At 67.3% G+C, this 22,485-nt stretch carries 19 protein-coding genes; 13 read left to right on the forward strand and 6 right to left on the reverse strand.

The annotated features are described in order from the left end of the window. Nucleotides 1-112: 112 nt before the first annotated feature. Together GCU42_RS00055 and GCU42_RS00060 are read left to right on the forward strand one after the other, a co-directional pair. Nucleotides 113-580, forward strand: coding sequence for a DUF2231 domain-containing protein (locus GCU42_RS00055; protein ID WP_114228820.1), 468 nt, complete (start codon nt 113-115; stop codon nt 578-580). Then, nucleotides 580-1,929, forward strand: a complete 1,350-nt coding sequence (locus tag GCU42_RS00060) for a PQQ-dependent sugar dehydrogenase (protein ID WP_114228821.1) — start codon at nt 580-582, stop codon at nt 1,927-1,929. Before GCU42_RS00055 ends, GCU42_RS00060 begins: the two co-directional genes overlap by 1 nt. Here the strand turns inward: GCU42_RS00060 and purN are convergent. Both purN and purM read right to left on the reverse strand, forming a co-directional pair. Continuing rightward, nucleotides 1,926-2,894, reverse strand: a complete 969-nt coding sequence (gene purN, locus GCU42_RS00065; RefSeq protein ID WP_114228822.1) for a phosphoribosylglycinamide formyltransferase — start codon at nt 2,892-2,894, stop codon at nt 1,926-1,928. The two genes, GCU42_RS00060 and purN, sit on opposite strands and share 4 nt — an antisense overlap. Further along, nucleotides 2,887-3,972: a phosphoribosylformylglycinamidine cyclo-ligase gene (gene purM / locus GCU42_RS00070; RefSeq protein ID WP_114228823.1), complete on the reverse strand. Its 1,086-nt coding sequence runs from the start codon at nt 3,970-3,972 to the stop codon at nt 2,887-2,889. Before purM ends, purN begins: the two co-directional genes overlap by 8 nt. A 63-nt stretch (nt 3,973-4,035) precedes the next feature. Here purM and GCU42_RS00075 point away from each other — a divergent pair, with 63 nt between their 5' ends. Genes GCU42_RS00075 through GCU42_RS00090 form a run of 4 tightly spaced genes read left to right on the forward strand, consistent with a single transcriptional unit; the run spans nt 4,036 to nt 9,521 of the window. Beyond that, entirely contained in the window at nt 4,036-5,301 is a 1,266-nt protein-coding gene (locus GCU42_RS00075; protein WP_114228824.1) for a heavy-metal-associated domain-containing protein, read from the forward strand. Further along, entirely contained in the window at nt 5,301-5,924 is a 624-nt protein-coding gene (locus GCU42_RS00080; RefSeq protein WP_114228825.1) for an HdaA/DnaA family protein, read from the forward strand. The genes GCU42_RS00075 and GCU42_RS00080 overlap by 1 nt, the downstream gene beginning before the upstream one ends. Further along, nucleotides 5,921-8,059 (forward strand): RNA degradosome polyphosphate kinase, encoded by a 2,139-nt coding sequence (locus GCU42_RS00085; protein ID WP_114228826.1) that lies wholly within the window; start codon nt 5,921-5,923, stop codon nt 8,057-8,059. The genes GCU42_RS00080 and GCU42_RS00085 overlap by 4 nt, the downstream gene beginning before the upstream one ends. Nucleotide 8,060: 1 nt before the next feature. Beyond that, entirely contained in the window at nt 8,061-9,521 is a 1,461-nt protein-coding gene (locus GCU42_RS00090) for a Ppx/GppA family phosphatase (protein ID WP_114228827.1), read from the forward strand. On the opposite strand, the gene GCU42_RS00095 is transcribed toward GCU42_RS00090, so the two are convergent. Both GCU42_RS00095 and rnd read right to left on the reverse strand, forming a co-directional pair. Beyond that, complete coding sequence (locus tag GCU42_RS00095) at nt 9,518-9,805, reverse strand: I78 family peptidase inhibitor (protein WP_114228828.1); 288 nt, start codon at nt 9,803-9,805, stop codon at nt 9,518-9,520. The genes GCU42_RS00090 and GCU42_RS00095 overlap by 4 nt on opposite strands. Further along, nucleotides 9,802-10,980 carry a ribonuclease D gene (gene rnd, locus GCU42_RS00100; RefSeq protein ID WP_114228829.1) on the reverse strand — a complete coding sequence of 393 codons (1,179 nt, stop codon included), beginning with the start codon at nt 10,978-10,980 and terminating at the stop codon, nt 9,802-9,804. The genes GCU42_RS00095 and rnd overlap by 4 nt, the downstream gene beginning before the upstream one ends. A gap of 104 nt (nt 10,981-11,084) precedes the next feature. Here rnd and aspS point away from each other — a divergent pair, with 104 nt between their 5' ends. Next, nucleotides 11,085-12,875, forward strand: a complete 1,791-nt coding sequence (gene aspS / locus GCU42_RS00105) for an aspartate--tRNA ligase (protein WP_114228830.1) — start codon at nt 11,085-11,087, stop codon at nt 12,873-12,875. On the opposite strand, the gene greB is transcribed toward aspS, so the two are convergent. Together greB and GCU42_RS00115 are read right to left on the reverse strand one after the other, a co-directional pair. Next, nucleotides 12,872-13,351, reverse strand: a complete 480-nt coding sequence (gene greB / locus GCU42_RS00110) for a transcription elongation factor GreB (protein ID WP_114228831.1) — start codon at nt 13,349-13,351, stop codon at nt 12,872-12,874. The genes aspS and greB overlap by 4 nt on opposite strands. A 10-nt stretch (nt 13,352-13,361) precedes the next feature. Further along, entirely contained in the window at nt 13,362-15,332 is a 1,971-nt protein-coding gene (locus GCU42_RS00115) for a lytic transglycosylase domain-containing protein (RefSeq protein ID WP_162789335.1), read from the reverse strand. 96 nt (nt 15,333-15,428) lie between these two features. Between GCU42_RS00115 and dapA the strand changes: the two genes are divergently transcribed. Genes dapA through GCU42_RS00145 form a run of 6 tightly spaced genes read left to right on the forward strand, consistent with a single transcriptional unit; the run spans nt 15,429 to nt 22,456 of the window. Continuing rightward, a complete protein-coding gene (gene dapA / locus GCU42_RS00120) occupies nt 15,429-16,310 on the forward strand; it encodes a 4-hydroxy-tetrahydrodipicolinate synthase (RefSeq protein ID WP_114228833.1) in 882 nt (293 codons plus the stop codon). Further along, nucleotides 16,307-16,870: a hypothetical protein gene (locus GCU42_RS00125; RefSeq protein WP_114228834.1), complete on the forward strand. Its 564-nt coding sequence runs from the start codon at nt 16,307-16,309 to the stop codon at nt 16,868-16,870. The genes dapA and GCU42_RS00125 overlap by 4 nt, the downstream gene beginning before the upstream one ends. A 56-nt stretch (nt 16,871-16,926) precedes the next feature. Beyond that, on the forward strand, nt 16,927-17,409 hold the full coding sequence (gene smpB / locus GCU42_RS00130; RefSeq protein ID WP_114228835.1) for an SsrA-binding protein SmpB: 483 nt from the start codon (nt 16,927-16,929) through the stop codon (nt 17,407-17,409). Continuing rightward, a complete protein-coding gene (locus GCU42_RS00135; protein WP_114228836.1) occupies nt 17,402-17,965 on the forward strand; it encodes a DUF2062 domain-containing protein in 564 nt (187 codons plus the stop codon). The genes smpB and GCU42_RS00135 overlap by 8 nt, the downstream gene beginning before the upstream one ends. A 29-nt stretch (nt 17,966-17,994) precedes the next feature. Then, a complete protein-coding gene (locus GCU42_RS00140; protein WP_114228837.1) occupies nt 17,995-20,073 on the forward strand; it encodes a M13 family metallopeptidase in 2,079 nt (692 codons plus the stop codon). 4 nt (nt 20,074-20,077) lie between these two features. Next, nucleotides 20,078-22,456, forward strand: coding sequence for a hybrid sensor histidine kinase/response regulator (locus GCU42_RS00145; RefSeq protein ID WP_114228838.1), 2,379 nt, complete (start codon nt 20,078-20,080; stop codon nt 22,454-22,456). Nucleotides 22,457-22,485 lie beyond the last annotated feature (29 nt).

The raw sequence follows: 22,485 nt of genomic DNA on the forward strand, positions 1-22,485 counted from the left end.
GAACGATAAGTCGCAAGCAAAAGGCCGTCGGAGCGATCCGGCGGCCTTTTTGCGTGGCGCTGATTACCGCCGTTTAACGGAACCGCCGTTCATCTTCGGGCGTAAGGCGGGCATGGCTGATGAAGTTTATGCTGACGGCGATGTCCGTCCACTCGCCCCGCCGGCCTACACTGGCCGTCCCCTCCACGTCCTGCTGTCGCCTTACGCGACAACCTGTTTCGTGGGCGCGCTGCTGACCGACATCACTTACTCGCGCACCGCCAACATGCAGTGGACCAACTTCTCGGCCTGGCTGCTGTTCGCCGGGTTGATCTTGTGCGGCCTGTCGCTGCTGTTCGCGATCATCGGTTATTTCAGCCATCGCCCGACCGGCGACCGCAATCTCGGGCTGGCGCATGGGGTGATCAGCCTCGCGGTGTTCGTGGTCCAATTGTTCAACAGCTTCGTGCACGCCCGCGACGCCTGGACGTCGGTGGTGCCGACGGGGCTGACGCTGTCGGTGATCGCGGTCATCCTGCTCGCGATCAACGGCTATCTCGGCTGGCGGCTCGAGCGTGTTCCTGCCGTGAGGATCGCCTAATGACTGCTCGCCTGACGCTCACCCTCATCCTGTCCGGCGCGCTGGCGGCCTGCGGTTCCGCCGAGGCGGTCAATCCGGAAGACCAGATCGGGCCCAACCCGAAGCTGCCCGCGATCCAGCAATATCTCATCCCGCCGATGAAGGTCGGCAAGGTGCTCGGCTGGAAGGACGGTGAGCATCCGGTCGCGCCGGCCGGCTTCACCGTGACGAAGTTCGCCGGGATGCTAAAGAACCCGCGCTTCCTTTATCCGTTGCCCAACGGCGACGTGATCGCGGTGGAGAGCAAGGATCCCGGTCTCGAGGGGATCAACCGGCCCAAGGACATGATCATGGGCTGGTTCATGAGCAAGGCGCATGGCGACGTGCCGGGCGACGGTCCGTCGAACCGGCTGGTCTTGCTGCGCGATGCCAATGGCGACGGCGTCGCCGAGGCGCGGTCGGTGCTGGTCGACCATGTCAATTCGCCGTTCGGGGTCGTCTATCGCGACGGCGCGCTTTACGTGGCGGCGACCGACGGGGTGCTCCGCTATCCGTTCACGCCCGGCCAGACGCATATCGATGCCAAGCCGATGATGCTGACCGAGTTGCCGGGCGGGCCGATCGATCACCATTGGACCAAGAGCCTGACGATCAGCCCCGACGGGTCGAAGCTCTATGCGACCGTCGGCTCCAACAGCAACATTACCGAGAATGGGCTCGAGGCCGAGAAGGGCCGCGCCGCGGTGTGGGAGATCGACCGCCAAACCGGCGCTTCTCGCATTTTTGCCAGCGGCCTGCGCAACCCGAATAGCCCCACCTTCTACCCGGGTACGAACACGTTCTGGATCGTCGCCAACGAGCGAGACGAACTCGGCCAGAATCTCGTCCCCGACTATCTGACGTCGGTGAAGGAGGGCGCCTTTTACGGTTGGCCGTACAGCTATTACGGCCAGCACGTCGATCCGCGGGTACGACCGCAGCGGCCCGACATGGTCGCCAAGGCGATCCCGCCCGACTACGCGCTGAGCAGCCACGTCGCGGCGCTCGGGCTGACCTTCTACACCGGCGCCAGCTTCCCGGCTCAATATCGTGGCGGTGCCTTCGTCGGTGAGCATGGCAGCTGGGACCGCGACCATTACAACGGCTACAAGGTGGCGTTCGTCCCCTTCAGCGGCGGCAAGCCCAGCGGTAAGGCGGTCGACTTCCTGACCGGCTTCGTCGCGGGTGACGACGTGCATGGCCGCCCGGTGGGCGTCGCGGTCGACCGGACCGGCGCGCTGCTGGTCGCGGACGACGCCGGCAACACCGTGTGGCGGGTCGCGCCGACGGCGGCGCCGGCACCCGCGCCGCCGCAGGTCGCCAGCCGCTAGAACTCGTCGGCGACGCGGAGGAATTTGGTGAGTCGCGGCGGGGCCGCGGCGCGCCAGCTCCGCTCGAGCCACTCGCCGACCTCGTCCCAGTCGACGTCGCGGCGGCTGAGCCGAAGGCCGAGCCAGCCGCTCGCGCCATAATATTTGGGCCAGTAATAGTGATCGGGGCGAGCCTCGATCAGCCCGGTCATCTCGTCCGCGCCGCTGGCTTTGACCAGCAGGCCGACGGTGTCCTCGCCATGATGGTGGTCGGCGATGATGGCGAACAGCTTGGCGGTCTTCTCCCGGCCGACGGCCCAGCCGGGGGCGCCGTGGCTGGTCTTGCGGCCGACCTCGGGTAGCGCGGCGGCGAGCGCGTCGACGCGGGCCTCGATCCAGCCGGCGTCGAGCGGGCGCGCGGCAACTTCGCCGAGGATCCGCGGGAAGAGCTGGTGCTCGGCGATGCGGACGCGGGCGGCGAGGGTGTCGGGCGTATCGTCGGGCAGAACCGCGACCTTCACCTGGCCAAGGATCTCTCCTGCATCGACCTCCGCCGTGACGAAATGGACCGAGCAGCCGGCGTCGCGGTCGCCCGCTGCGAGCGCGCGGGCATGGGTGTCGAGCCCGCGATAGTTCGGCAGCAGCGAGGGGTGAATGTTGAGGAGCCGGCCGGTCCAGCGCTCGACGAACTCAGCGGGGAGGATGCGCATGAAGCCGGCGAGCGCGACGAGATCGACCTCGGCATCGCGCAGCGTCGCGTCGAGATCGGCGAAGAAGTGCGCGCGATTGCCTTTGTCGGGGCGGGGCAGGCGGGCGACTTTTATTCCCTCGGCCTCGGCCAGCTGGAGGCCGGGCGCGTCGGGATTGTCGCCGCTGACCAGCACGACTTCGTAAGGGCAATCGTCGGCGCGCGCGGCGTAGATCAGCGCCGCCATGTTGCTGCCCGCGCCCGAGATCAGAATGACGACGCGGGCCTTGTCAGCCATGGTGGTAGGTGGCGGACCAAGGGGCGCGGGCGCTCCATGTCTCGGCCGAGCCGCTGACGGTGCATCCGCGCTCGCCAACCTCGATTCGTCCCACGGTGAAGACCTGCTCGCCGGCGGCGGTGAGGGCGGCGGTCACTGGGGTGGCGTCATCGGCGGCGACGATCGCGACCATTCCGATCCCGCAGTTGAAGGTGCGGGCCAACTCGCCCGGCTCGATGCTGCCGCCGGCCTGCAACCAGGCGAAAAGCGGCGGGAGCGGCCAGGCATCGGCGTCGACCGCCGCATGCACGCCGTTGGAAAGGACGCGCGGGATGTTCTCGAGCAGCCCGCCGCCGGTGATGTGGGCGAGGCCCTTGATCCGGCCGCCGCGAACCTCGGGCAGCAGGCTCTTCACATAGATGCGGGTCGGCTCGAGCAGCAAATCACCGAGGAGCCGGTCGGGGTCGAAGCGGGCCGGGCGGTCGAGCTTCCACCCATTGTCGGCGATCAGGCGGCGGACGAGGCTGAAGCCGTTCGAATGGACGCCCGAGCTGGCGAGGCCGAGAATCAGGTCGCCTGGGGCAAAATCCTCACCAGTGAGTTGCTGCCCGCGCTCGACAGCGCCGACGCAGAAGCCGGCGAGGTCGTAGTCGCCGGCGGCGTACATGCCCGGCATCTCGGCGGTTTCGCCGCCGATCAGCGCGCAGCCTGCCTGACGGCAGCCGTCGGCGATCGAGGCGACCACCGCTTCGGCGACGGCGTTGTCGAGCTTTCCGGTCGCGAAATAGTCGAGGAAGAACAGTGGCTCGGCGCCCTGAACGAGAAGATCGTTGGCGCACATCGCGACGAGGTCGATCCCGACCCCGCCATGCTGGCCGGTGTCGATCGCCAGCTTCAATTTGGTCCCGACGCCATCGTTGGCGGCGACCAGGATCGGGTCGGTGAAGCCTGCCGCCTTCAGATCGAAGAAGCCGCCGAAGCCGCCGAGTTCGGCGTCCGCTCCGGGTCGTCGCGTGCTCTTCGCCAGCGGTCCGATCGCCTTCACCAAGGCATTGCCGGCGGCGATATTCACCCCGGCCTGTTCGTAGGTCAGCCCCATGACCGAGCGCACTAGCCGAGAAGCCGCTTGGAAATCCACCGAACAGTCGCCAGAAGGCGGCGCATGCTTCGCCGTCAGGTCCGTCTGCTTCTCGCCGCGCTCGCGCTCCTGGGAGTCGCGGGTGGGGCGGTGCTCTACGCGCAGCTCGAAAGCGGCGATCGTGGGATTCTTCCGCTCGACAGCTCGAACACGTTGGAAATCGGCGGGATCAAGGTCGACGTCGCCGGCAAGACCGCCGACGAAGCGCGCTATGCCGGCTGGCGGATCGCGCAGCGCGAGGGTTTCAAGGCTTTGTGGGCGAAAGCGCACGGCGCGCCGCTCAGCGACGCGCCCAACCTGCCCGACAGCACGCTCGACGGGCTGGTGAGTTCGATCATCGTCGAATCGGAGCAGATCGGGCCGACTCGCTACATCGCCACTTTGGGCGTGCTGTTCGACAGGGCCCGCGCGAGCGAGCTGCTCGGGGTCGCCGGGCCGGTGAGGCGCTCGGCGCCGTTGCTGCTGGTGCCCATCACGGTCACCGCCGGAACCGCAACCAGCGTCGAGGTCCGCAACGCCTGGCAGCGCGCCTGGGCCGAGTTTCGCACCTCCAACAGCCCGATCGACTATGTCCGCGTCTCGGGCATGGGGACGGATCCGCTGCTGGTGAATGCGGCGCAGAGCGACCGGCCCGGGCGCGGCTGGTGGCGCAATATCGTCGACCAATATGGCGCGGCCGATATCCTGGTCGCCGAGGTCCAGCTGCGCCGGGTCTATCCGGGTGGGCCGGCGACCGGCACCTTCAGCGGCTATTTCGGCGCCGACCGAAAGCCGCTCGGCAGCTTCACTTTGACCGCCCAGAACAGCGCGGGCTTGCAGGACATGATGAACCGCGGCGTCCAGCAGATGGATGCGCTGTTCGCCCGCTGGCAGGCGGCCGGCGAGCTTGCGCCCGACCGCAGCCTGCTGCCGCCGCCGCTACCGCCGGCGCCGATCGAGGAGCTGCCGGCGGCCAAGCCGGCCGAGCAGGCGGAGCGGGTCATCCAGATCTTCGTTACCAGCCCTTATTCGCCGGTCGGCTGGCTGCGCTCGATCCCGGGCGTGACCAATGTCCAGGAATTCGGCGCCAAGATCCTCGCGGTGACCTACAAGGGCACGCAGGCGCAGCTTGCCGCTGCGCTCAACAGCCGCGGATGGCAGACTGACACGGCGGCCGACGGCGTGTTCCGGATTACGGGCTACCGCGCCGCGCCGGTCGCGCCGCGACCCGGTGCGCCGGCCCCGCCCCCGGCCAACGCCGCGCCGGGGAACAGCGTCCAGTCCGCGCCGGGACGGCCGGGAGGGGCGTGATGCCGGCCACCGACCAGATCGCGCTTCCGCTCGACTGGCCGCAAGGAAGCGACGACCGCCGCTTCATCGTCGGCGAGGCGAACCGCGCCGCCTTCGAGCATTTCCAGCGGTGGAGCATGTGGCCGGTCAAGGCGACGATCCTGACTGGGCCGCGGCGCTCTGGTCGTTCGCTGCTGGCGCGCAACTTCGTCGCGCGGGTCGGCGGACGGCTGTTCGACGATGCGCAGCGGCATGACGAAGAGGCGTTGTTCCATGCCTGGAATCAGGCGCAGGAGAGCGGCCGGCCGCTGGTGATGGTGGCCGATGCGGCGCCTCCCGCCTGGTCGCCTACGTTGCCGGACCTGCGGACCCGGCTGGCGGTCACCCCGGTGATCGCGATCGAGCCGCCCGATGATGAACTGTATGCCGCGCTCATCCAGCGGCTGTTCGCCGACCGCGGCTTGCACCTTCCGGCCGAGGCGCTGCGTTACGTCGTGATGCGGGTGGCGCGCGATTATTGGACCGCGGAGCGGGTGGTCGAGGCGATCGACCGCTACGCCATCGCCGAGCGAGCGCGGCTGAGCATCCCGACCGTGCGCCGGGCGCTGGTCAGCGCCGGCCTGATCGACGGTGGCAGCCAGTGAACGCCCCGGCGGAGATCGTCGTCGAGCAGCCGCCCAAGGAGCGGCGCTACTTCAACCGCGAATTGAGCTGGCTGGCATTCAATCGCCGGGTGCTCGAGGAGGCAGCCAACCCGCAGCATCCGTTGCTCGAGCGGCTGCGCTTCCTGTCGATCAGCGGGTCTAATCTCGACGAATTCTTTTCCGTCCGCGTCGCGGGCCTCAAGGAACAGCAGCTCGAGGGCGTCGAGCAGTTGAGCTACGACGGCCTGACCGCCACCCAGCAACTCGAGATGGTGCGGGTCGAGGCCGACACGCTGGTCGCCGAGCAGCAACGCACCTGGCTCGAATTGCGCGGCCTTCTCGCCAAGGAAAAGGTCGACGCGGTGATGCCGGCGGACCTCTCCGCCGACGAGCAGGAGCATCTGCGCGACTATCTTCGCGAGCAGATCGTCCCGGTGCTGACGCCGCAGGCGATCGACCCCTCGCACCCATTCCCCTTCATTCCCAATCTCGGCTTCAGCCTCATTTTCGCGATGGTCGATTCGGCCGATCGCGAGTCGGTCAACGAAGTGGTGATGATCCCCGCCTCGGTCCCGCGCTTCATCCGCTTGCCGGGCAAGAAGCTGCGGCTGGTGGCGATCGACGATGCGGTCGGCGCGCATCTCGACCTGTTGTTTCCGGGCTTCGAATTGCTCGGCGCGGGCGCCTTCCGGGTGCTCCGCGATACCGACATCGAGATCGAGGAAGACGCCGAGGACCTGGTCCGCACTTTCCGCTCGGCGATCAAGGAACGGCGGCGGGGGCGGGTGATCCGGCTCGAATTCTCCTCCGGTACCCCGGTCGATCTCGAAGACCTCGTCCGCGCTGGCCTAAAGGCCGAGCATGCGATCATCGCCGAAAGCAGCGGCTTCATCGGGGTTACCGATCTCGAAGCGCTGGTCGAGCTCGATCGTCCCGACCTCAAGTTCGCCCCCTATGTCCCGCGTCTGCCCGAGCGGATCCAGGAGCATGGCGGCGACTGCTTCGCGGCGATCCGCACCAAGGACATCATCGTCCATCATCCGTACGAAAGCTTCGACGTGGTGGTCGCTTTCCTTCGCCAGGCGGCGGCGGACCCCGATGTCATCGCCATCAAACAGACGCTCTACCGGGCAGGCAAGCAGTCGGCGATCATCGACGCGCTGGTCGCCGCGGCCGAGGCCGGCAAGTCGGTGACCGCGGTGGTCGAATTGAAGGCCCGCTTCGACGAGGAACAGAACATCCTGTGGGCGTCACGGCTTGAACGCGCGGGCGTGCAGGTCGTCTACGGTTTCGTCGACTGGAAGACCCACGCCAAAGTGTCGATGGTGGTGCGCCGCGAGGGCAATCTATTCCGCACCTACTGTCACTTCGGGACAGGCAACTATCATCCGGTCACCGCCAAGGTGTACACCGACCTCAGCTTCTTCACTGCCAGCCGGCGGGCGGCGCGCGACGCGGGCAAGTTGTTCAACTTCATCTCGGGCTATGTCGCGCCCAAGGGCCTCGAACTGCTGACCATCAGCCCGCGCGGCCTGCGCGAGAAGCTCGACGGGCTGATCGGGACCGAGATCGCCAATGCCAAGGCGGGCAAGCCGGCGGCGATCTGGGCCAAGATGAACAGCCTGGTCGATCCCCGGACGATCGACCGGCTGTACGAGGCAAGCCAGGCCGGGGTCAGCATCGACCTCATCATCCGGGGCATCTGCTGCCTCCGGCCCGGCGTTCCCGGGGTATCGGAGAACATCCGCGTCAAGTCGATCATCGGCCGCTTCCTCGAGCACAGCCGAATCTGGGCGTTCGCTAACGGCGCTCGGCTGCCGCATCGCAAGGCCAAGGTGTTCATCTCCTCGGCCGACTGGATGCCGCGCAACTTCGACCGGCGCGTCGAGGTCGCGGTGCCGGTCGAGAACCCAACCGTCCATGCCCAGGTGCTCGACCAGGTGATGGTCGCCAACCTCATCGACAATGAGCAGAGCTGGACGCTCGATCCGACCGGCAAGTACACGCGGGTCAAGACGGGGCGGAAGGCCTTCAACCTTCACACCTACTTCATGACCAACCCCTCGCTGTCCGGTCGCGGCCATGCGCTCGAGGGCAAGAAGGTCCCCAAGCTGCGGCTGGACCAGGGAGGCTGAGATGCCGGTCAAGAGCGACTTCGGACCGGTGGGGATCATCGACATCGGGTCGAACAGCGTGCGCTTTGTCGCCTACGGCGGGTCGGAGCGGCTGCCCTCGATGCTGTTCAACGAGAAAGTCATGGCCGGGCTTGGGCGCGGCCTGGCGGAGACGGGCGAGCTGAGCGAACCCGCGATGGACACGGCGATCGAGGCGCTCGCGCGCTTTCGGCTGCTCGCGAAGGAAATGAAGCTCGCCAAGGTGCATGCGGTGGCGACGGCGGCGGTCCGCGATGCGAGCAACGCGGCCGTCTTCCTCGCCCGCGCGCGCAAGGCGGGGATCGAGCCCAAGGTCATTCCGGGCGAGGAGGAGGCGCGGCTGTCGGCGCTGGGCGTGATCTCGGCGATCCCCCAGGCGCGCGGGGTGGTCGCCGATCTTGGCGGCGGCAGTCTCGAATTGACCCCGATCGCCGACGGCCAGCCGGGACCGGGCGTGTCGCTGCCGATCGGGGTGCTCCGGCTGGGCGACAAGGCCAGCGCGCGCAGCGTCGCCGCGACCCTCAAGAAGGGCGTGCCCAAGGCGATCGTCGAGGCCGCGAGTGGCGGCAATCTCTATCTCGTCGGCGGGTCGTTCCGGGCGTTCGCTTCGCTCGACCTCACCCTCTCCGACCATCCGCTGCCGATCGTCCATCAGCATGGGATGACGCCGCAACGGGTGCGCGACTTGCGCAACCTGGTCCGTTCAACCTCGATCGAGGCGTTGCGGGCCCAGGTCGGCGTGTCGACCTCGCGCCTGCAGACCCTGCCCGCAGCGGCGGCCGTCCTCGACGCCGCCTGCCGGGTGCTCCAGCCGACGCGCGTGGTCACCAGCGCCTTCGGACTGCGCGAGGGCATCCTCTACGACGACCTGACCGCCGCGCGGCGGCGCGAGGATCCACTGTTGGTGGCGGCGCTCGAAGCGGGCGAGCGGCTGGGCCGGTTCGGCGACCATGGCGCCTTGCTCGACCGCTGGATCGCGCCCTTGTTCCCTGACGACAATCTGCCCGCCGCGCGGCTGCGGCTGGCGGCGTGCTTCCTCGCCGATGTCGCTTGGAACGCACACCCCGACTTCCGCGCCGAGTGGGCGGTCGACATGGGGCTGCACGGTAATTGGGTCGGGATCGACGCCGAAGGGCGGACGATCCTCGGCCGGACGCTCAACGCCGCCTTCGGTGGCGACGTGTTTGATCCCGCACTGGGCGAGCTGGTCGAGGAAAGGGTGCTCGAGCACGCCGACCGCTGGGGCTCGGCGATCCGACTGGCGCAGCGGCTGAGCGGTGGGACCGCCAGCCTGCTCAAGCGCGCGCGGATCGGCGTGACCGACGGGCATCTCGTGCTGTCGCTCAAGCGGAGCGATTCGAGCCTTTATTCGGAGGCCGTTCGCAAGCGGTTCAAGCAACTTGCCGTGATGCTCGGCCTCGATCCGGTGCTCGAGCTGGCCTAGCCGCAGCGGGCCGAGACGACCTTGTTGTTAGCGTCGAGCTGGACCCGCAGCCGGTCGCCGCGGAAGTCCATCGTCGCCGCCTGCCCGGGTTGCAGCCATTGCAGCATCTTGGCGCCCGCGGCCTGCATGATGTCCTCGCCGAGCTTGGCGGTGGCGGTCTTGCCGACATAGTCGGTCAGTTCGTCAGCCGAGCAGCTTGCCTTGGGCGGCGAGCCCGGGTCGAACAGGGTGACACAGCCGCCGAGCAGCAGTGCGATCAGCGGGACGGCGAGGCGACGGGTCATTCGGCGGTCTCCAGCGTGCGGGTCATCTTCAATTTGCCGTCCTCGATCGCGAAGGCGAGGCGGCCTTCGACCAAGGCGAGCGCATCGCGGCCGAATTCCTCGAACCGCCAGCCGGTGAGGATCGCCAGGCCTTTGCGCACCCCGGCGGCGAGCGCCTCCAGCTCATCCGAACGGGCGATCAGCTTGGGCGCGACCCCGGCTTCCTTGGCGCGGATCTTGAGGAGGAGCTTCAGGAGGTCGCTGACCAGCGCGCCATCCTTGGTCAGGCCCGGTCGGCGCGGCTCGCGATCGGGCAGTTCGTCGGGCTCGAGCGGCTTGGCGGCGGCGATCGCCTGCATCAGGCGTGCGCCGATGTCGTTGTTGCGCCAGCCTGCCGACAGCCCGCGGACCTTGCCGAGATCGTCCTGATTTTTGGGCGGGTGGGCAGCGAGCTCGTTGAGCGTGTCGTCCTTGATGATCCGCCCGCGCGGCAGGTTCTTGCCGCGGGCCTCGACCTCGCGCCAGGCAGCGATCGCCTTGAGGCGGCCGAGCACGGTCGGATTGCGGCTGGGCAGCTTGAGGCGCTTCCACGCCTCCTCGGGCGCGAAGACGAAGGAGGACAGGTCGGCCAGCCGCTCCATCTCCTCGTCGAGCCATTGGCCGCGGTTGGTACGCTTCAGCTTGGCGACCATCTTGGGGAAAATGGTGGCGAGGTGCGTGACGTCGCCGATCGCATAATCGATCTGGCGCTTGTCGAGCGGCCGCCGGCTCCAGTCGGTGAAGCGCGCGCCCTTGTCGAGCGTGTGGCCGAGCATGGATTCGATGAGGTTCGAGTAGCCGACCTGCTCGCCATAGCCCAAGGCCATTGCCGCCACCTGCGTGTCGAACAGCGGGTGCGGCACCTTGCCGGTCAGGTTGACCACGATCTCGACGTCCTGGCCGCCGGCGTGGAAGACCTTGAGGACGTCCTCATTGTCGACCAGCAGGTCCCAAAGCGGCTGAAGGTCGAGTCCGTCGGCCTTGGGATCGATCGCCGCGGCCTCTTCGGGCGAGGCGATCTGGAGCAGGCACAGGTCGGGCCAGTAGCTGTTCTCGCGCATGAACTCGGTGTCGACGGCGACGAAGTCGTGAGTGGCGAGGCGCTCGATCAGCGCGGCAAGGGTAGCGCTGTCGGTGATAAGTGGGTGAATCTGCATGTTATGCCCGCTCTAGCGAGGTGGGCGCGGGTTGACAAAAGGGGAGGGGAAGGGGAAGCGCGGCCCGCTTTCCCGGCACCCTCGACCATAGTGAGCCAACGACCATGCACGCCTATCGCACCCACACCTGCGGCCAGCTCCGGAAGGAGAATGTCGGCGAGGAAGTCCGCATCTCGGGCTGGGTCCACCGCAAGCGCGATCATGGCGGGGTGCTGTTCGTCGACCTGCGCGACCATTACGGGATGACCCAGGTCGTGGCCGACAGCGACAGCCCGGCGCTGCCGGTGCTCGAGCGGCTGCGGGTGGAATCGGTGGTGACCATCGACGGACTGGTCAAGGACCGCGCGCCGGGCACCACCAACGCCAACCTGCCGACCGGCGACATCGAGGTCTTCGCGCGCGGCGTGACGGTGCAGAGCGCGGCGGCCGAGCTGCCGCTGCCGGTCGCGGGCGAGCAGGAGTACCCTGAGGATATCCGTCTCAAGTATCGCTACCTCGACCTCCGGCGCGAGCGGCTGCACGCCAACATCCTGTTGCGCTCGAACGTCATCGCCTCGATCCGGCGGCGGATGGTCGAGCAGGGCTTTACCGAATTCCAGACCCCGATCCTGACCGCGTCGAGCCCCGAGGGCGCGCGCGACTATCTGGTCCCGAGCCGGGTCCACCCGGGCAAGTTCTACGCGCTTCCTCAGGCGCCGCAGATGTTCAAGCAGCTGCTGATGGTTGCGGGCTTCGACCGTTACTTCCAGATCGCGCCCTGCTTCCGCGACGAGGATGCGCGCGCCGACCGCAGCCCGGGTGAGTTCTACCAGCTCGACTTCGAGATGAGCTTCGTCACCCAGGACGACGTGTTCAATGCGATCGAGCCGGTGCTGGCGGGCGTTTTCCGCGAGTTCGCCGACGGCCGCCAGGTAACCGAAGGCGCCTTCCCCCGCATCCCGTACAAGGAATCGATGCTCAAGTACGGCAACGACAAGCCGGACCTGCGCAACCCGATCCTGATCAGCGACGTCGGCCAGCATTTCGTTGGCTCGGGCTTCGGGCTATTTGCGAAGATCGTCGACGGCGGCGGGTTCGTTCGCGCCATCCCGGCGCCGGGCACCGCCGACAAGAGCCGCAAGTTCTTCGACGAGATGAATGACTGGGCGCGGGGCGAGGGCTTCGCCGGGCTCGGCTACGCCACCCGCAAGGGCGGCGAGTGGGGTGGTCCCATTGCCAAGAATCACGGCACCGAGGGAATGAACAAGCTGGCCGCCGAGCTCGGTCTCGGGCCCGACGACGGCATCTTCTTCGCCGCGGGCAAGGAAGCCGAAGCGGCCAAGCTCGCGGGCTTTGCGCGGACCCGCGTCGGGCAGCAGCTCGGCCTGATCGACGAGAACAAGTTCGAATTCTGCTGGATCGTCGACTTCCCGATGTTCGAATATGACGAGGACGCGAAGAAGGTCGACTTCAGCCACAACCCCTTCTCGATGCCGCAGGGCGAGCTGGAGGCGCTCGAGACCAAGGACCCCTTGGATATCCTCGCCTGGCAGTATGACATCGTCTGCAACGGCGTGGAGCTGTCGAGCGGCGCGATCCGGAACCACCGTCCGGACATCATGTACAAGGCATTCGAAATCGCCGGCTACACCCAGGCCCAGGTCGACGAGAATTTCTCGGGCATGATCAACGCCTTCAAGTACGGCGCGCCGCCGCACGGCGGGTCGGCGCCGGGCATCGACCGGATCGTCATGCTGCTCGCGGGCGAGCCCAACATCCGCGAGGTGGTGGTCTTCCCGATGAACCAGAAGGCCGAGGATTTGATGATGAACGCGCCCGCGCCGGTGACGATGAAGCAGCTCAAAGAGCTGTCGATCCGCGTGGTGGGCGAGAATGCGGCGCCGCCGATCGGCTAGGTCTGCGGGTAGCGGATCGCCAGTACTTCGTAGCTCTTCTCGCCCGCGGGAAGGCGGACGATGCGTTCGTCGCCAATCCTGGCGCCGACTAGCGCCTTGGCGATCGGGCTGCGCCAACTGATGTGACCACCGCTGGCGTCGGCCTCGTCCTCGCCGACCAATGTTAGGGTGCGGCGGGCGTCGTCTTCGTCGGCAAGCTCGACCGTGGCGCCGAACCGCACCTGCCCCTGATCACCTTGCGCGGCGGGGTCGACCACCTTGGCGGTCTTCATCACCTTGGCGAGATAGCTTAAGCGCCGGTCGATCTCGCGCAGCCGCTTGCGGCCGTAGATGTAGTCGCCATTTTCCGAACGGTCGCCATTGCCCGCGGCCCAGCTGATCGTCTCGACCAGCTTGGGGCGCTCGGACCCGAACAGCTGGTCATATTCGGCGCGGATGGCGGCAAAGCCTCGCGGCGTGATGAAGCGATCTCCCATGCGGGAGGCTCTAGCCCAGCCGATCCTTGCCGAGGAAGGTGCTGAGATAGCGCGGCGGCGTCGACGGCTGCGGGTTCAGGCGGTCGTAGACGACGGTGTTCTCGAGCACGCGCTGAACGTAGCCGCGGGTCTCGCTGAACGGGATGTCCTCGATCCACGACACGACGTCGGCGCCGGGTCGCCGCGGGTCGCCATTGGCGGCGATCCACTTGGCAACATTGCCCGATCCGGCATTGTAGCTGGCGATGGCGAGCGGATAGCTGCCGCCCCAGCGGGCCACCAGCCGCTGGAAGTACGCCGAGCCAAGCATGACATTGTAGGCCGGATCGGTGATCAGCCGCCCGCCGTCATAGCCGTAGCCGAGCTTGCCGGCCTGCTCGGAAGCGGTGCCGGGCATCAGCTGCATGATCCCGCGGGCGCCGGCGCCGCTCACCGCGCTGCGGTCGAACGAGCTTTCCTGGCGGGCGATGCCGTGGGTCAGGCTCCACAGGCTGGGGTCGGCGATGGCGTGCTCGACCGTCGGATAGCCCTGGCGATTGTAGAAGGCGCTGCCGTCGTTGCGGGCCGATCGGGCGGTCCACACGGCGAGGTCGGGGCGCCCGATCTGGTTGCCGAACTCGATCGCGAGCTGGCGGTCGGCGTCGGTATGCACCGATTCGCTTACCGCGCGGACGAACAGCGCGGCTTCCTGGCGGTAGCCGCCGGCGTTGAGCGCCTGCAGTGCGCGGACCAGCCGGCGCGACTGGAAGGATTGGCGCTGGAGCGCGGTCGGGGTGGCGAACGTCGCCCCGGGCACAGGGACCGGGCGACCAAGCCGCTCGAGCGCCAGCTGGCCATAGAATAGTTCGGGATAGGCCGCGGCGCGGCTGAAATAGGAGGTGGCCTGGGCGTATTGCCCGGCCTGAGCGGCGGCACGACCGGCCCAGTAAGCGCCCTTGGAGACCACCTGGAGCGAGCGGCCGCCCTGCGAATAGCGGTCGAACATCGGCACGGCGTCGGCCGGACGATTCATGCCGCGCAGTGCGCTGACCCCGGCGAGCCAGGTCAGCAAGGTATAATCGTCGCGCACGCCATAGGATTGGAGTGCGAGCTGCGCCCCAGCGGGAAGCGCATCGTCGACTTGCCGAGCGATGTTGTAGGCCGTGGTGAACTGGCGGTCGCGCGCGGCGCCCTGCGCGGCGGCGAGTTGCAGCTCATACCATTTCTCGACGTCGACCGGACGGGTCGTGAACTGGTGCGGCCGGGCGAGCAGTTGGCGCAGCGCCGGGTCCCAGCCCGCGTCCTTCAGGTAACGCGCCCGTTCCATCATCAACCCGGCATCGGTGGTCACCTGGCCGATCACATGATTGTAGAGCGTCTCGGTATCGGGCGAGCGAAGCTGCATCGCGATGCGAGCGGCGAAGGCGGCCTGTCGTGCCGGGCTGGTCGAGGGCAGCAACCGCTGCGCGTTGGTCGTATTGCGCTCGAGCAGCAGGCGATCGACGCGGCGGTCCATGTCGGCGGTGGTGAACTGGCTGCCAAACCGCTGGTAGAGCGAATTTTCGTCGGTCGGCGTGAGGTTGGAGCCGGCCCACGCCTCGCGCGCGGCGGCAAGTGCTTCGGTCGCGCGGCCCTGCGTGGCGAGGCTTTCCGCCAGCCGAGTCCAGCCGTTGCCGGTGGTCGGCTGATCGGTGCGGAAGAAGGCGACGACGGTCGCGGCATCCTCGCCCGGCCGCATCTGCCTCTCGGCGGCGCGGCGCATACTGGTTTCGCCCGGCCAATCGGGATTGGCGATCAGAAAGCGCGCATAGTCGACGAAGGCGTAACCGCTCGACTGGCTCAGGCGCCGCCAGTCCTGGATCGCGCCGTTGACGTCGCCGGCATAGGAATAAGCCGCGGGGGAAACGACCGGCGCCGAGGGCACGGGCACCAGATATTGCGCCGAGCTCGCGAGAGCGGCGGAAGCCAGGGTGCCCGATAGTGCCACGGCCAATCGCGTCATGCTGGACATCATCCGCCCCCAGTCCTTATCGTCTGCTGAACGCCAGCGATTATTCGTTCTACAGGACCGGGAGACTCCCGGTGAGGGGGCACGCCCATGTTTTCCGGTTCATTCCCCGCGCTGGTGACTCCGTTCACCGCAGGCCAGTTCGACGAGGCCGCCTTTCGCGACCTGATCGAGTGGCAGATCGCCGAGGGGACGCATGGGTTGGTTGCCTGCGGCACCACGGGCGAGGCGGCGACGCTGAACTTCGAGGAGCATCGCCGGGTGGTAGAACTGGCGATCGAGGTCGCCGCGGGCCGGGTGCCGGTGATCGCGGGTTGCGGGGCGAATGATACGGCGCATGCGGTCAAGCTGACCGAAATGGCCGCCGAACTCGGCGCGGCGGCGGCGCTGCACGTGCCGCCTTATTACAATCGTCCGAACCAGGACGGCATCTACCTGCACCTGAGCCGGGTGGCGGAAGTTGGGATTCCGGTGGTGCTCTACAACGTGCCCGCGCGGACCGTGACTGACATATCGGTGGAGACGATGGGTCGGCTGGCGCAGTTGCCAAACGTGGTCGGGGTCAAGGATGCGACCGGCGCGATCGCGCGGGTGTCGGCGCAGCGCGCAGCCTGCGGGCCCGACTTCGTCCAGATTTCGGGCAATGACGACATGGCGCTGGCCTTCAACGCAATGGGCGGTCGCGGCTGTATCAGCGTCACAGCCAACGTCGCACCGAAGCTGTGCGCTGAGTTCCAGGAAGCGACTCTGCGCGGCGACTATGCCGCGGCGCTCGAGCTGCAGGACCGCCTGTTCCCGCTCCACGCCGCGCTCTTCACCGACGCCTCGCCGGGGCCGGTCAAATATGCGCTTGGCAAGGTGCGGCCGGGTTTCCCGACGGAATTGCGCGCGCCAATGACGCCGGCCGGCGAGGCGAGCCGGAAGGCGGTCGACGCGGCGCTGGCGCATGCGGGGCTTGTTCCCGGGGCATGACGCCCTCCGAGATTTTCTTCGGGCTAAGTTCGGTCATTCTCGGCCTGGCACTGACCGAGATTGCCTCGTCCATCGCGAAGCTGCTGCGGGCGGGGCGGCAGGTCCGCTGGGCCCCTGAGCCCGTGCTCCAGACCATCCTGATCATCATGATCCTCGTGTACGTCTGGGCGGACCAGTGGTGGTACCACGACCGCGCGTCCTTTACGGTCGGTCAGGCGCTGTTCCAGGTGGCGAAGCTGATGGCGCTCTACGTCGCTGCCGCCTCGGTGCTCGGCGAGCGCGAAGGCAAGATGAGTGTCGACCTCAAAGAGCATTATTATGCGTTGCGCGGGGTGACCTATGGTTCCCTTTGCATCAGCCTGAGCTTATTCGAGGCCTATGCCGTTGTCTTTGCGGTCGCGCCCCGGCCATTCGGATTCGAAAGGTTCCTAGCGGCTGCGTGGTTGCCCTTGGCGTATCTCATCGCCGCCGTCGTCCGCTGGAGGGCCTATCATCTCCTGCTGCTGGTCGGCGTGATCGTCTCATTTGCACGGGCCATCACCGTGATCGCGATCAAATAAGACGCCGGACAGGCTTTGCGCTCTGCGGCGCCTCGGCCTAGAGGGTCGGACCGCTCATGCCGAAACCGCTTCCCCCGACCTTCGACAAGCAGACCGTGGTCGCCGAGAACCGGCGGGCGCGGTACGATTATTTCGTCGAGGACCGGTTCGAGGCGGGGATCGAGCTCAAGGGCACCGAGGTCAAGGCGCTGCGCAACGGCGAAGGGTCGATCGCCGAAAGCTATGCGACGATGGATGGTGAGGAGATCGTGCTGATCAACTCGCACATCCCCGAATATAAGAACGGCAGCTACATGAACCACGAGCCGCGGCGGAAGCGGCGGTTGCTGCTGCGCAAGCGCGAGATCGACAAGTTGAACGGCGCGATCACCCGTCAGGGGCTGACGCTGGTGCCTTTGTCGATCTATTTCAATTCGGCTGGCCGCGCGAAGCTGGAGCTGGCGCTGGCGCGGGGCAAGAAGACCCACGACAAGCGCGAGACGATCAAGGAGCGCGACTGGAAGCGCGAGCAGGGGCGGTTGCTGCGCTCGCATGGCTGACCGCCAGGGTCTGTTCCAGCGGCTCGCGAAGAAAGCGATGCCGTCGCGTGACGAGGTGCTGGAAAGCCGCTGGCTGAAACCGTTCGGGGCCCGGGTCCGTCACTCGCAGCTCTGGCGCTTCACCCGCCGATCGGTCCCGCGCGGGGTCTTAGCCGGGCTGTTCATCGGCATCTTCCTGATGGTCCCCGGCGTCCAGATCGTCGGCGCGGCGCTGATGTGCGTGCCCCTGCGCGGCAATGTTCCCATCGCGGCAGCGATGACCTTCCTGTCGAACCCGGCGACCACTCCCTTCTTCATCGCCATGGCGATCCTGGTCGGCAACCGGCTCGGCTTTCATGCCGATCTTGCCACCTTCGACCGCCTGTTGCAGCAAGGCGCTGGTATTGCCGAATGGTCGCGCTGGCTGCTGTCCGACGCGGCGCCGGCGATGATCAGCGGGCTGTTCGTCATCGCCGCGGCCGTGGCGTTGGTCGGCTGGGCCCTGTCGATCGTCGTTTGGCGCTGGCGGGTCGCTTCCAAGTGGCGAAGACGGCAGCGATCGGAAGTTAAGTTCTAGCCTTTTTCCAAAGCATTGGGGACATATCGATGAAGCGTTGGTTCATTCTCCTGGGTGCCACGACCGCGTTGACCGGCTGCTTTGCGCCGCCCTCGCCGCAAGTCGAAGCCGCCGCCGCCGCCGACGCCGCCGCGACCGTGGAAGCGGCGATCGCCGAGGCACCGCGGCCTAAGCCGACGTTCGGCGATTATGGCTTCGACACCGCGGGCATGGACCAGACCGTCAAGCCCGGCGACAGCTTCTACAATTACGCCAATGGCACCTGGCAGAAGAATGCGGTCATTCCCGCGGACAAGTCGGGCTACGGCTCGTTCAACGTGCTCGACGACCTGTCCAAGTCGCGCACCCGCACGATTATCGAGAATGCCGCCAAGGATCCGAACAACAAGATCGGCGCGGCCTATGCGAGCTTCATGGACGAGGCCGGGATCGAGGCGAAGGGCCTGACCCCGCTCAAGCCGTTCATGGCCGAGGTGAAGGCGCTCAAGAGCAAGGCCGACTATCCGGCGCTCCTCGGCCGGACGAGCCGGGTCGGAGTGTTCGGGCCGGTGATCGGGTTCGTCAACGTCGATGACAAGGTCAACACGCAATATGCGCTGACGCTGACCCAGGGCGGGATCGGGATGCCCGACCGGGACTATTACCTCAAGGACGATCCGAAGCTTGCCGCCATCCGTACGGCCTATGTCGCGCACCTCGCCCGGATGTTCACGCTGGCGGGTGAGCCCAACGCCGAGGCGCGCGCCAAGGCGCTGATGGCGTTCGAGACCGACATCGCCAAGTCGCACTGGACCCAGGTCCAGAACCGCGATGCGACGCTGACCTATAACAAGATGACCGTGGCCGAATTGAGCCGCCGTGCCCCGGGTTTCGATTTCGCCAAGATGCTCCGCTCGGAAGGCGTCAACGTCCGCGAAGTGATCGTCGGCCAGCCGAGCGCGATGACCGGCATCGCCAAGACCGTCGCCCGCGCGCCGCTCAGCGTGCTCAAGGATCAGCTGCTGATCCGCGCGCTCGACGGCTATGCGAGCTACCTGCCCAAGGCGTTCGACCAGGAGCGTTTCGCTTTCTTCGGCACCACCTTGTCGGGTGTTCCGCAGCAGGAGCCGCGCTGGCGGCGGGCGGTGAATTTCACCACCGGCGCGGTCGGCGATGAGGTGAGCAAGCTCTACGTCGCGCAATATTTCCCGCCCGAGACCAAGGCTGCGGCGGACCAGCTCGTCCACAACGTGATCGACGCGATGGGCCGGCGGATCGACGGGCTCGCCTGGATGGCGCCCGAGACCAAGCGCCGCGCGCGGCTGAAGCTCGCCAACTTCACCGCCAAGATCGGCTATCCGAGCCAGTGGCGCGACTATAGCGGGCTCGAGATCAAGCCCGACGACCTGCTCGGCAACGCGATGCGCTCGAACGAGTTCGACACCGCTTACGACCTCGGCAAGCTCGGCGGGCCGGTGCGCAAGTGGGAATGGGGCATGACCCCAATGACCATCAACGCTTATGCCAACTTCGGCATGGCCGAGGTGGTCTTCCCGGCGGCGATCCTCCAGCCGCCCTTCTTCGATCCCAACGCCGATCCAGCCATCAATTATGGCGGCATCGGCGCGGTGATCGGGCACGAGATCAGCCACCACTTCGACGACCAAGGCTCGAAATATGACGAGACCGGGCAGCTGCGTGACTGGTGGACGCCGCAGGATGTCGCCGCGTTCAAGGCGGCAACTCAGAAGCTCGTCGCCCAGTATGACGCCTACGAAATCTTCCCGGGCGCCCACGTCCAGGGCGCGCTGACGCTCGGCGAGAATATCGGTGACCTCGCCGGCCTGACGGTGGCCTATGACGCCTACCAGCATTCGCTCGGTGGTCAGCCGGCGCCGGTGATCGACGGGATGACCGGCGACCAGCGCTTTTACCTCGGCTGGGCGCAGGTTTGGCGGGGCAAGATTCGCGAAGCGGCGATGCGCCAGCGGCTGATCACCGATCCGCACTCGCCCAACCAGCAGCGCGTCTCGGTCGTTCGCAACCTCGACCCCTGGTATCAGGCCTATCAGGTCCAGCCGGGCCAGCAGCTTTATCTGGCGCCCGAGCAGCGCGTCCGCGTATGGTAAGCTGATGTTGCACTCCAGGCTCGCCACGCTCGACGCAGAACCGCTCGGCCGTGGCGAGCCCTGGCTGATACCCGCGCTCATCGTCGCCGCCCTGCTCAGCGGGGCGGCGATCGCGTTTGTGGCGGGCTCCACGTTGATTGCCGCGATGCTGGCGCTCGGCACGGCGCTCGCCGGCGGGCTGACGTGGCTGGCCGCGCGCCGATCGGCCAAGGTTGCGCCGGTGACGGTCGCCGCGACCGATTATTCATTAGTCGGCTCGGCGCTGTCGCTGTCGCCCGAACCGGCCGCGCTCTCCGATGGCGAGGGCCGGCTGATCACCGTCAACCACGCCTTCCGCCAGCGCTTCCCGGAGGCCGCTACCGCTGCTGACATCGGCGCTGAAGCCGACGCGGCTGAGGCGCTGACGCAGTTGCGGGCCAGCGCCTGGCGCGATGGCCGTGGCAGCGCGACAGACGTTGCCATCGCCGACGGCACGACCGCGATCGAGGTCGAGCGCGTCGGCGCTCGCTCCGACCTTCTGCTGTGGCGTTTGCCGCGCGCCCGGCGCGATCCGGTCAAGGTGCTCCAGCACCGCATGAACGGCGCGGAGGGCGAGATCCTCGCCAAGACCGGCGTGCTCGCCGCGGTGACCGGTCCGGGCGGCGAATTGGTCGCGGTCAACCGACTGCTGCGCGACCGGGCGGGGCTGGACGGCGAGCTCGCCGGGCGTCCGATCGCCGAACTGCTGAGCGGCGGTGACGACGGCCGGGTGCAGCTCATCGCCGAAGCCGACGCTGGGCGCTCGCTCCGGCTCCTGCACATTCCAGTCGATCCCGAGCGGATGGGCCAGGCCGGCCTGACGATGATGTTCGACACGGCCGAGGGGGCGTCGCTCAGCAACAGCGCCAACCTCCAGGCGCTGCTCGACATCCTTCCCGTCGGTCTGGCGCTGGTCGATCGTGACGGACGCTTCCTTACCACCAACAAGGCGTTTCGCATCGCCGGCGCGATCGGCGACGAGGGAGCGCCTGCCTATCCCGGCGACCTCGTCGTCAAGGAAGACAAGGGCGCGGTGGCTGACGCGGTGCGGCGCAATACCCGCGGCCCGGCGATGTCGACCGACCTCGCGGTTCGCCTGGTCCACCAGCCGACCGAGCCGGTGGCGCTGACGGTCGCGGGACTGCGCGGGCTCGGCGACGCGGTGGTGCTGCTGCTGCTCAAGGACAATAGCGAGGAAGCCAAGCTCAAGCGGCAGATCGCGCAAGCGACCAAGATGCAGGCGGTCGGCCAGCTCGCGGGCGGCGTCGCCCATGACTTCAACAACATCCTGACCGCGATCATCGGCCACTGCGACCTCATGCTGATGCGGCACACGCCGGGCGACAGCGATTACGACGACATCCAGCAGATCAAGTCGAACTCGAACCGCGCCGCCGGCCTGACCCGCCAGTTGCTTGCCTTCTCGCGCCAGCAGACGTTGCGCCCCCAGGTGCTGCAGCTGCCCGACGTGGTCAGCGAAGTGTCGCACCTGTTGAAGCGGCTCCTCGGCGAGACGGTGACGCTGCAGGTCAAGCATGGCCGTGACCTGGGCTCGGTGCGCGCTGACCCGGGCCAGCTCGAGCAGGTGATCGTCAACCTCGCGGTCAACGCGCGCGACGCGATGGCCGGGGGCGGCGGCGGCCAGCTCACCATCCAGACCTATTCGGTGCGCGCCGACCAAGTCGCCGAAATTGGCAGCGAAATCCTGCCGATCGCCGATTATGCCGCGCTCAGCATCTCGGACACCGGCTGCGGCATTCCGCCGAGCGTGCTGGGCAAGATCTTCGAGCCCTTCTTCACCACCAAGGAAGTCGGCAAGGGCACCGGCCTTGGTCTCTCCACCGTCTACGGCATCGTCAAGCAATCGGGCGGCTACATTTTCGCCGACAGCAAGGTCGGCGAGGGAACGAGCTTCGTCATTTACCTGCCCGTCTATCGCGAGGAAGGCGGCAAGGAGCCCGCGCGCAAGATCGCCAAGCCGGCGCAGGAAGAATTGTGGGGCTCGGGCAACGTCCTGCTGGTCGAGGACGAGGCGATGGTCCGCACGGTCGCCGAACGCGCGCTCACCCGCCAGGGCTATACGGTGGTGACCGCCACCAACGGCGAGGAAGCGCTCGAGATCGTCAGTCGCGGCGACCCCATCGACCTGATGATCAGCGACGTCGTCATGCCCTTGATGGATGGCCCGACCATGGTCCGCGAAGCGCGCAAGCTGCGCCCCGAAATTCCCGTGCTGTTCATGTCCGGATACGCCGAGGAACAGCTCAGGAAATCGATCGATATCGACAACGTCGCCTTCCTGCCGAAGCCCTTTTCGGTGCAGGAGCTGGCTGAGGCCGCGCGTAAGGTGTTGGCGCAAAAATAGATTTGCGTGGGCCGCAAGCGCCACCTATG

Origin of the sequence: Sphingomonas ginsengisoli An et al. 2013 (assembly GCF_009363895.1) — a bacterium.
Lineage (GTDB): Bacteria > Pseudomonadota > Alphaproteobacteria > Sphingomonadales > Sphingomonadaceae > Sphingomicrobium > Sphingomicrobium ginsengisoli.

Excerpts from the sequence above, each read along its gene's own strand:
- GCU42_RS00055 (WP_114228820.1), top strand. The coding sequence starts at position 113 with ATGGCTGATGAAGTTTATGCTGACGGCGATGTCCGTCCACTCGCCCCG.
- GCU42_RS00060 (WP_114228821.1), top strand. The coding sequence starts at position 580 with ATGACTGCTCGCCTGACGCTCACCCTCATCCTGTCCGGCGCGCTGGCG.
- purN (WP_114228822.1), bottom strand. The coding sequence starts at position 2,894 with ATGGCTGACAAGGCCCGCGTCGTCATTCTGATCTCGGGCGCGGGCAGC.
- purM (WP_114228823.1), bottom strand. The coding sequence starts at position 3,972 with ATGGGGCTGACCTACGAACAGGCCGGGGTGAATATCGCCGCCGGCAAT.
- GCU42_RS00075 (WP_114228824.1), top strand. The coding sequence starts at position 4,036 with ATGCTTCGCCGTCAGGTCCGTCTGCTTCTCGCCGCGCTCGCGCTCCTG.
- GCU42_RS00080 (WP_114228825.1), top strand. The coding sequence starts at position 5,301 with ATGCCGGCCACCGACCAGATCGCGCTTCCGCTCGACTGGCCGCAAGGA.
- GCU42_RS00090 (WP_114228827.1), top strand. The coding sequence starts at position 8,061 with ATGCCGGTCAAGAGCGACTTCGGACCGGTGGGGATCATCGACATCGGG.
- GCU42_RS00095 (WP_114228828.1), bottom strand. The coding sequence starts at position 9,805 with ATGACCCGTCGCCTCGCCGTCCCGCTGATCGCACTGCTGCTCGGCGGC.
- rnd (WP_114228829.1), bottom strand. The coding sequence starts at position 10,980 with ATGCAGATTCACCCACTTATCACCGACAGCGCTACCCTTGCCGCGCTG.
- aspS (WP_114228830.1), top strand. The coding sequence starts at position 11,085 with ATGCACGCCTATCGCACCCACACCTGCGGCCAGCTCCGGAAGGAGAAT.
- greB (WP_114228831.1), bottom strand. The coding sequence starts at position 13,351 with ATGGGAGATCGCTTCATCACGCCGCGAGGCTTTGCCGCCATCCGCGCC.
- GCU42_RS00115 (WP_162789335.1), bottom strand. The coding sequence starts at position 15,332 with ATGACGCGATTGGCCGTGGCACTATCGGGCACCCTGGCTTCCGCCGCT.
- dapA (WP_114228833.1), top strand. The coding sequence starts at position 15,429 with ATGTTTTCCGGTTCATTCCCCGCGCTGGTGACTCCGTTCACCGCAGGC.
- GCU42_RS00125 (WP_114228834.1), top strand. The coding sequence starts at position 16,307 with ATGACGCCCTCCGAGATTTTCTTCGGGCTAAGTTCGGTCATTCTCGGC.
- smpB (WP_114228835.1), top strand. The coding sequence starts at position 16,927 with ATGCCGAAACCGCTTCCCCCGACCTTCGACAAGCAGACCGTGGTCGCC.
- GCU42_RS00135 (WP_114228836.1), top strand. The coding sequence starts at position 17,402 with ATGGCTGACCGCCAGGGTCTGTTCCAGCGGCTCGCGAAGAAAGCGATG.
- GCU42_RS00140 (WP_114228837.1), top strand. The coding sequence starts at position 17,995 with ATGAAGCGTTGGTTCATTCTCCTGGGTGCCACGACCGCGTTGACCGGC.
- GCU42_RS00145 (WP_114228838.1), top strand. The coding sequence starts at position 20,078 with ATGTTGCACTCCAGGCTCGCCACGCTCGACGCAGAACCGCTCGGCCGT.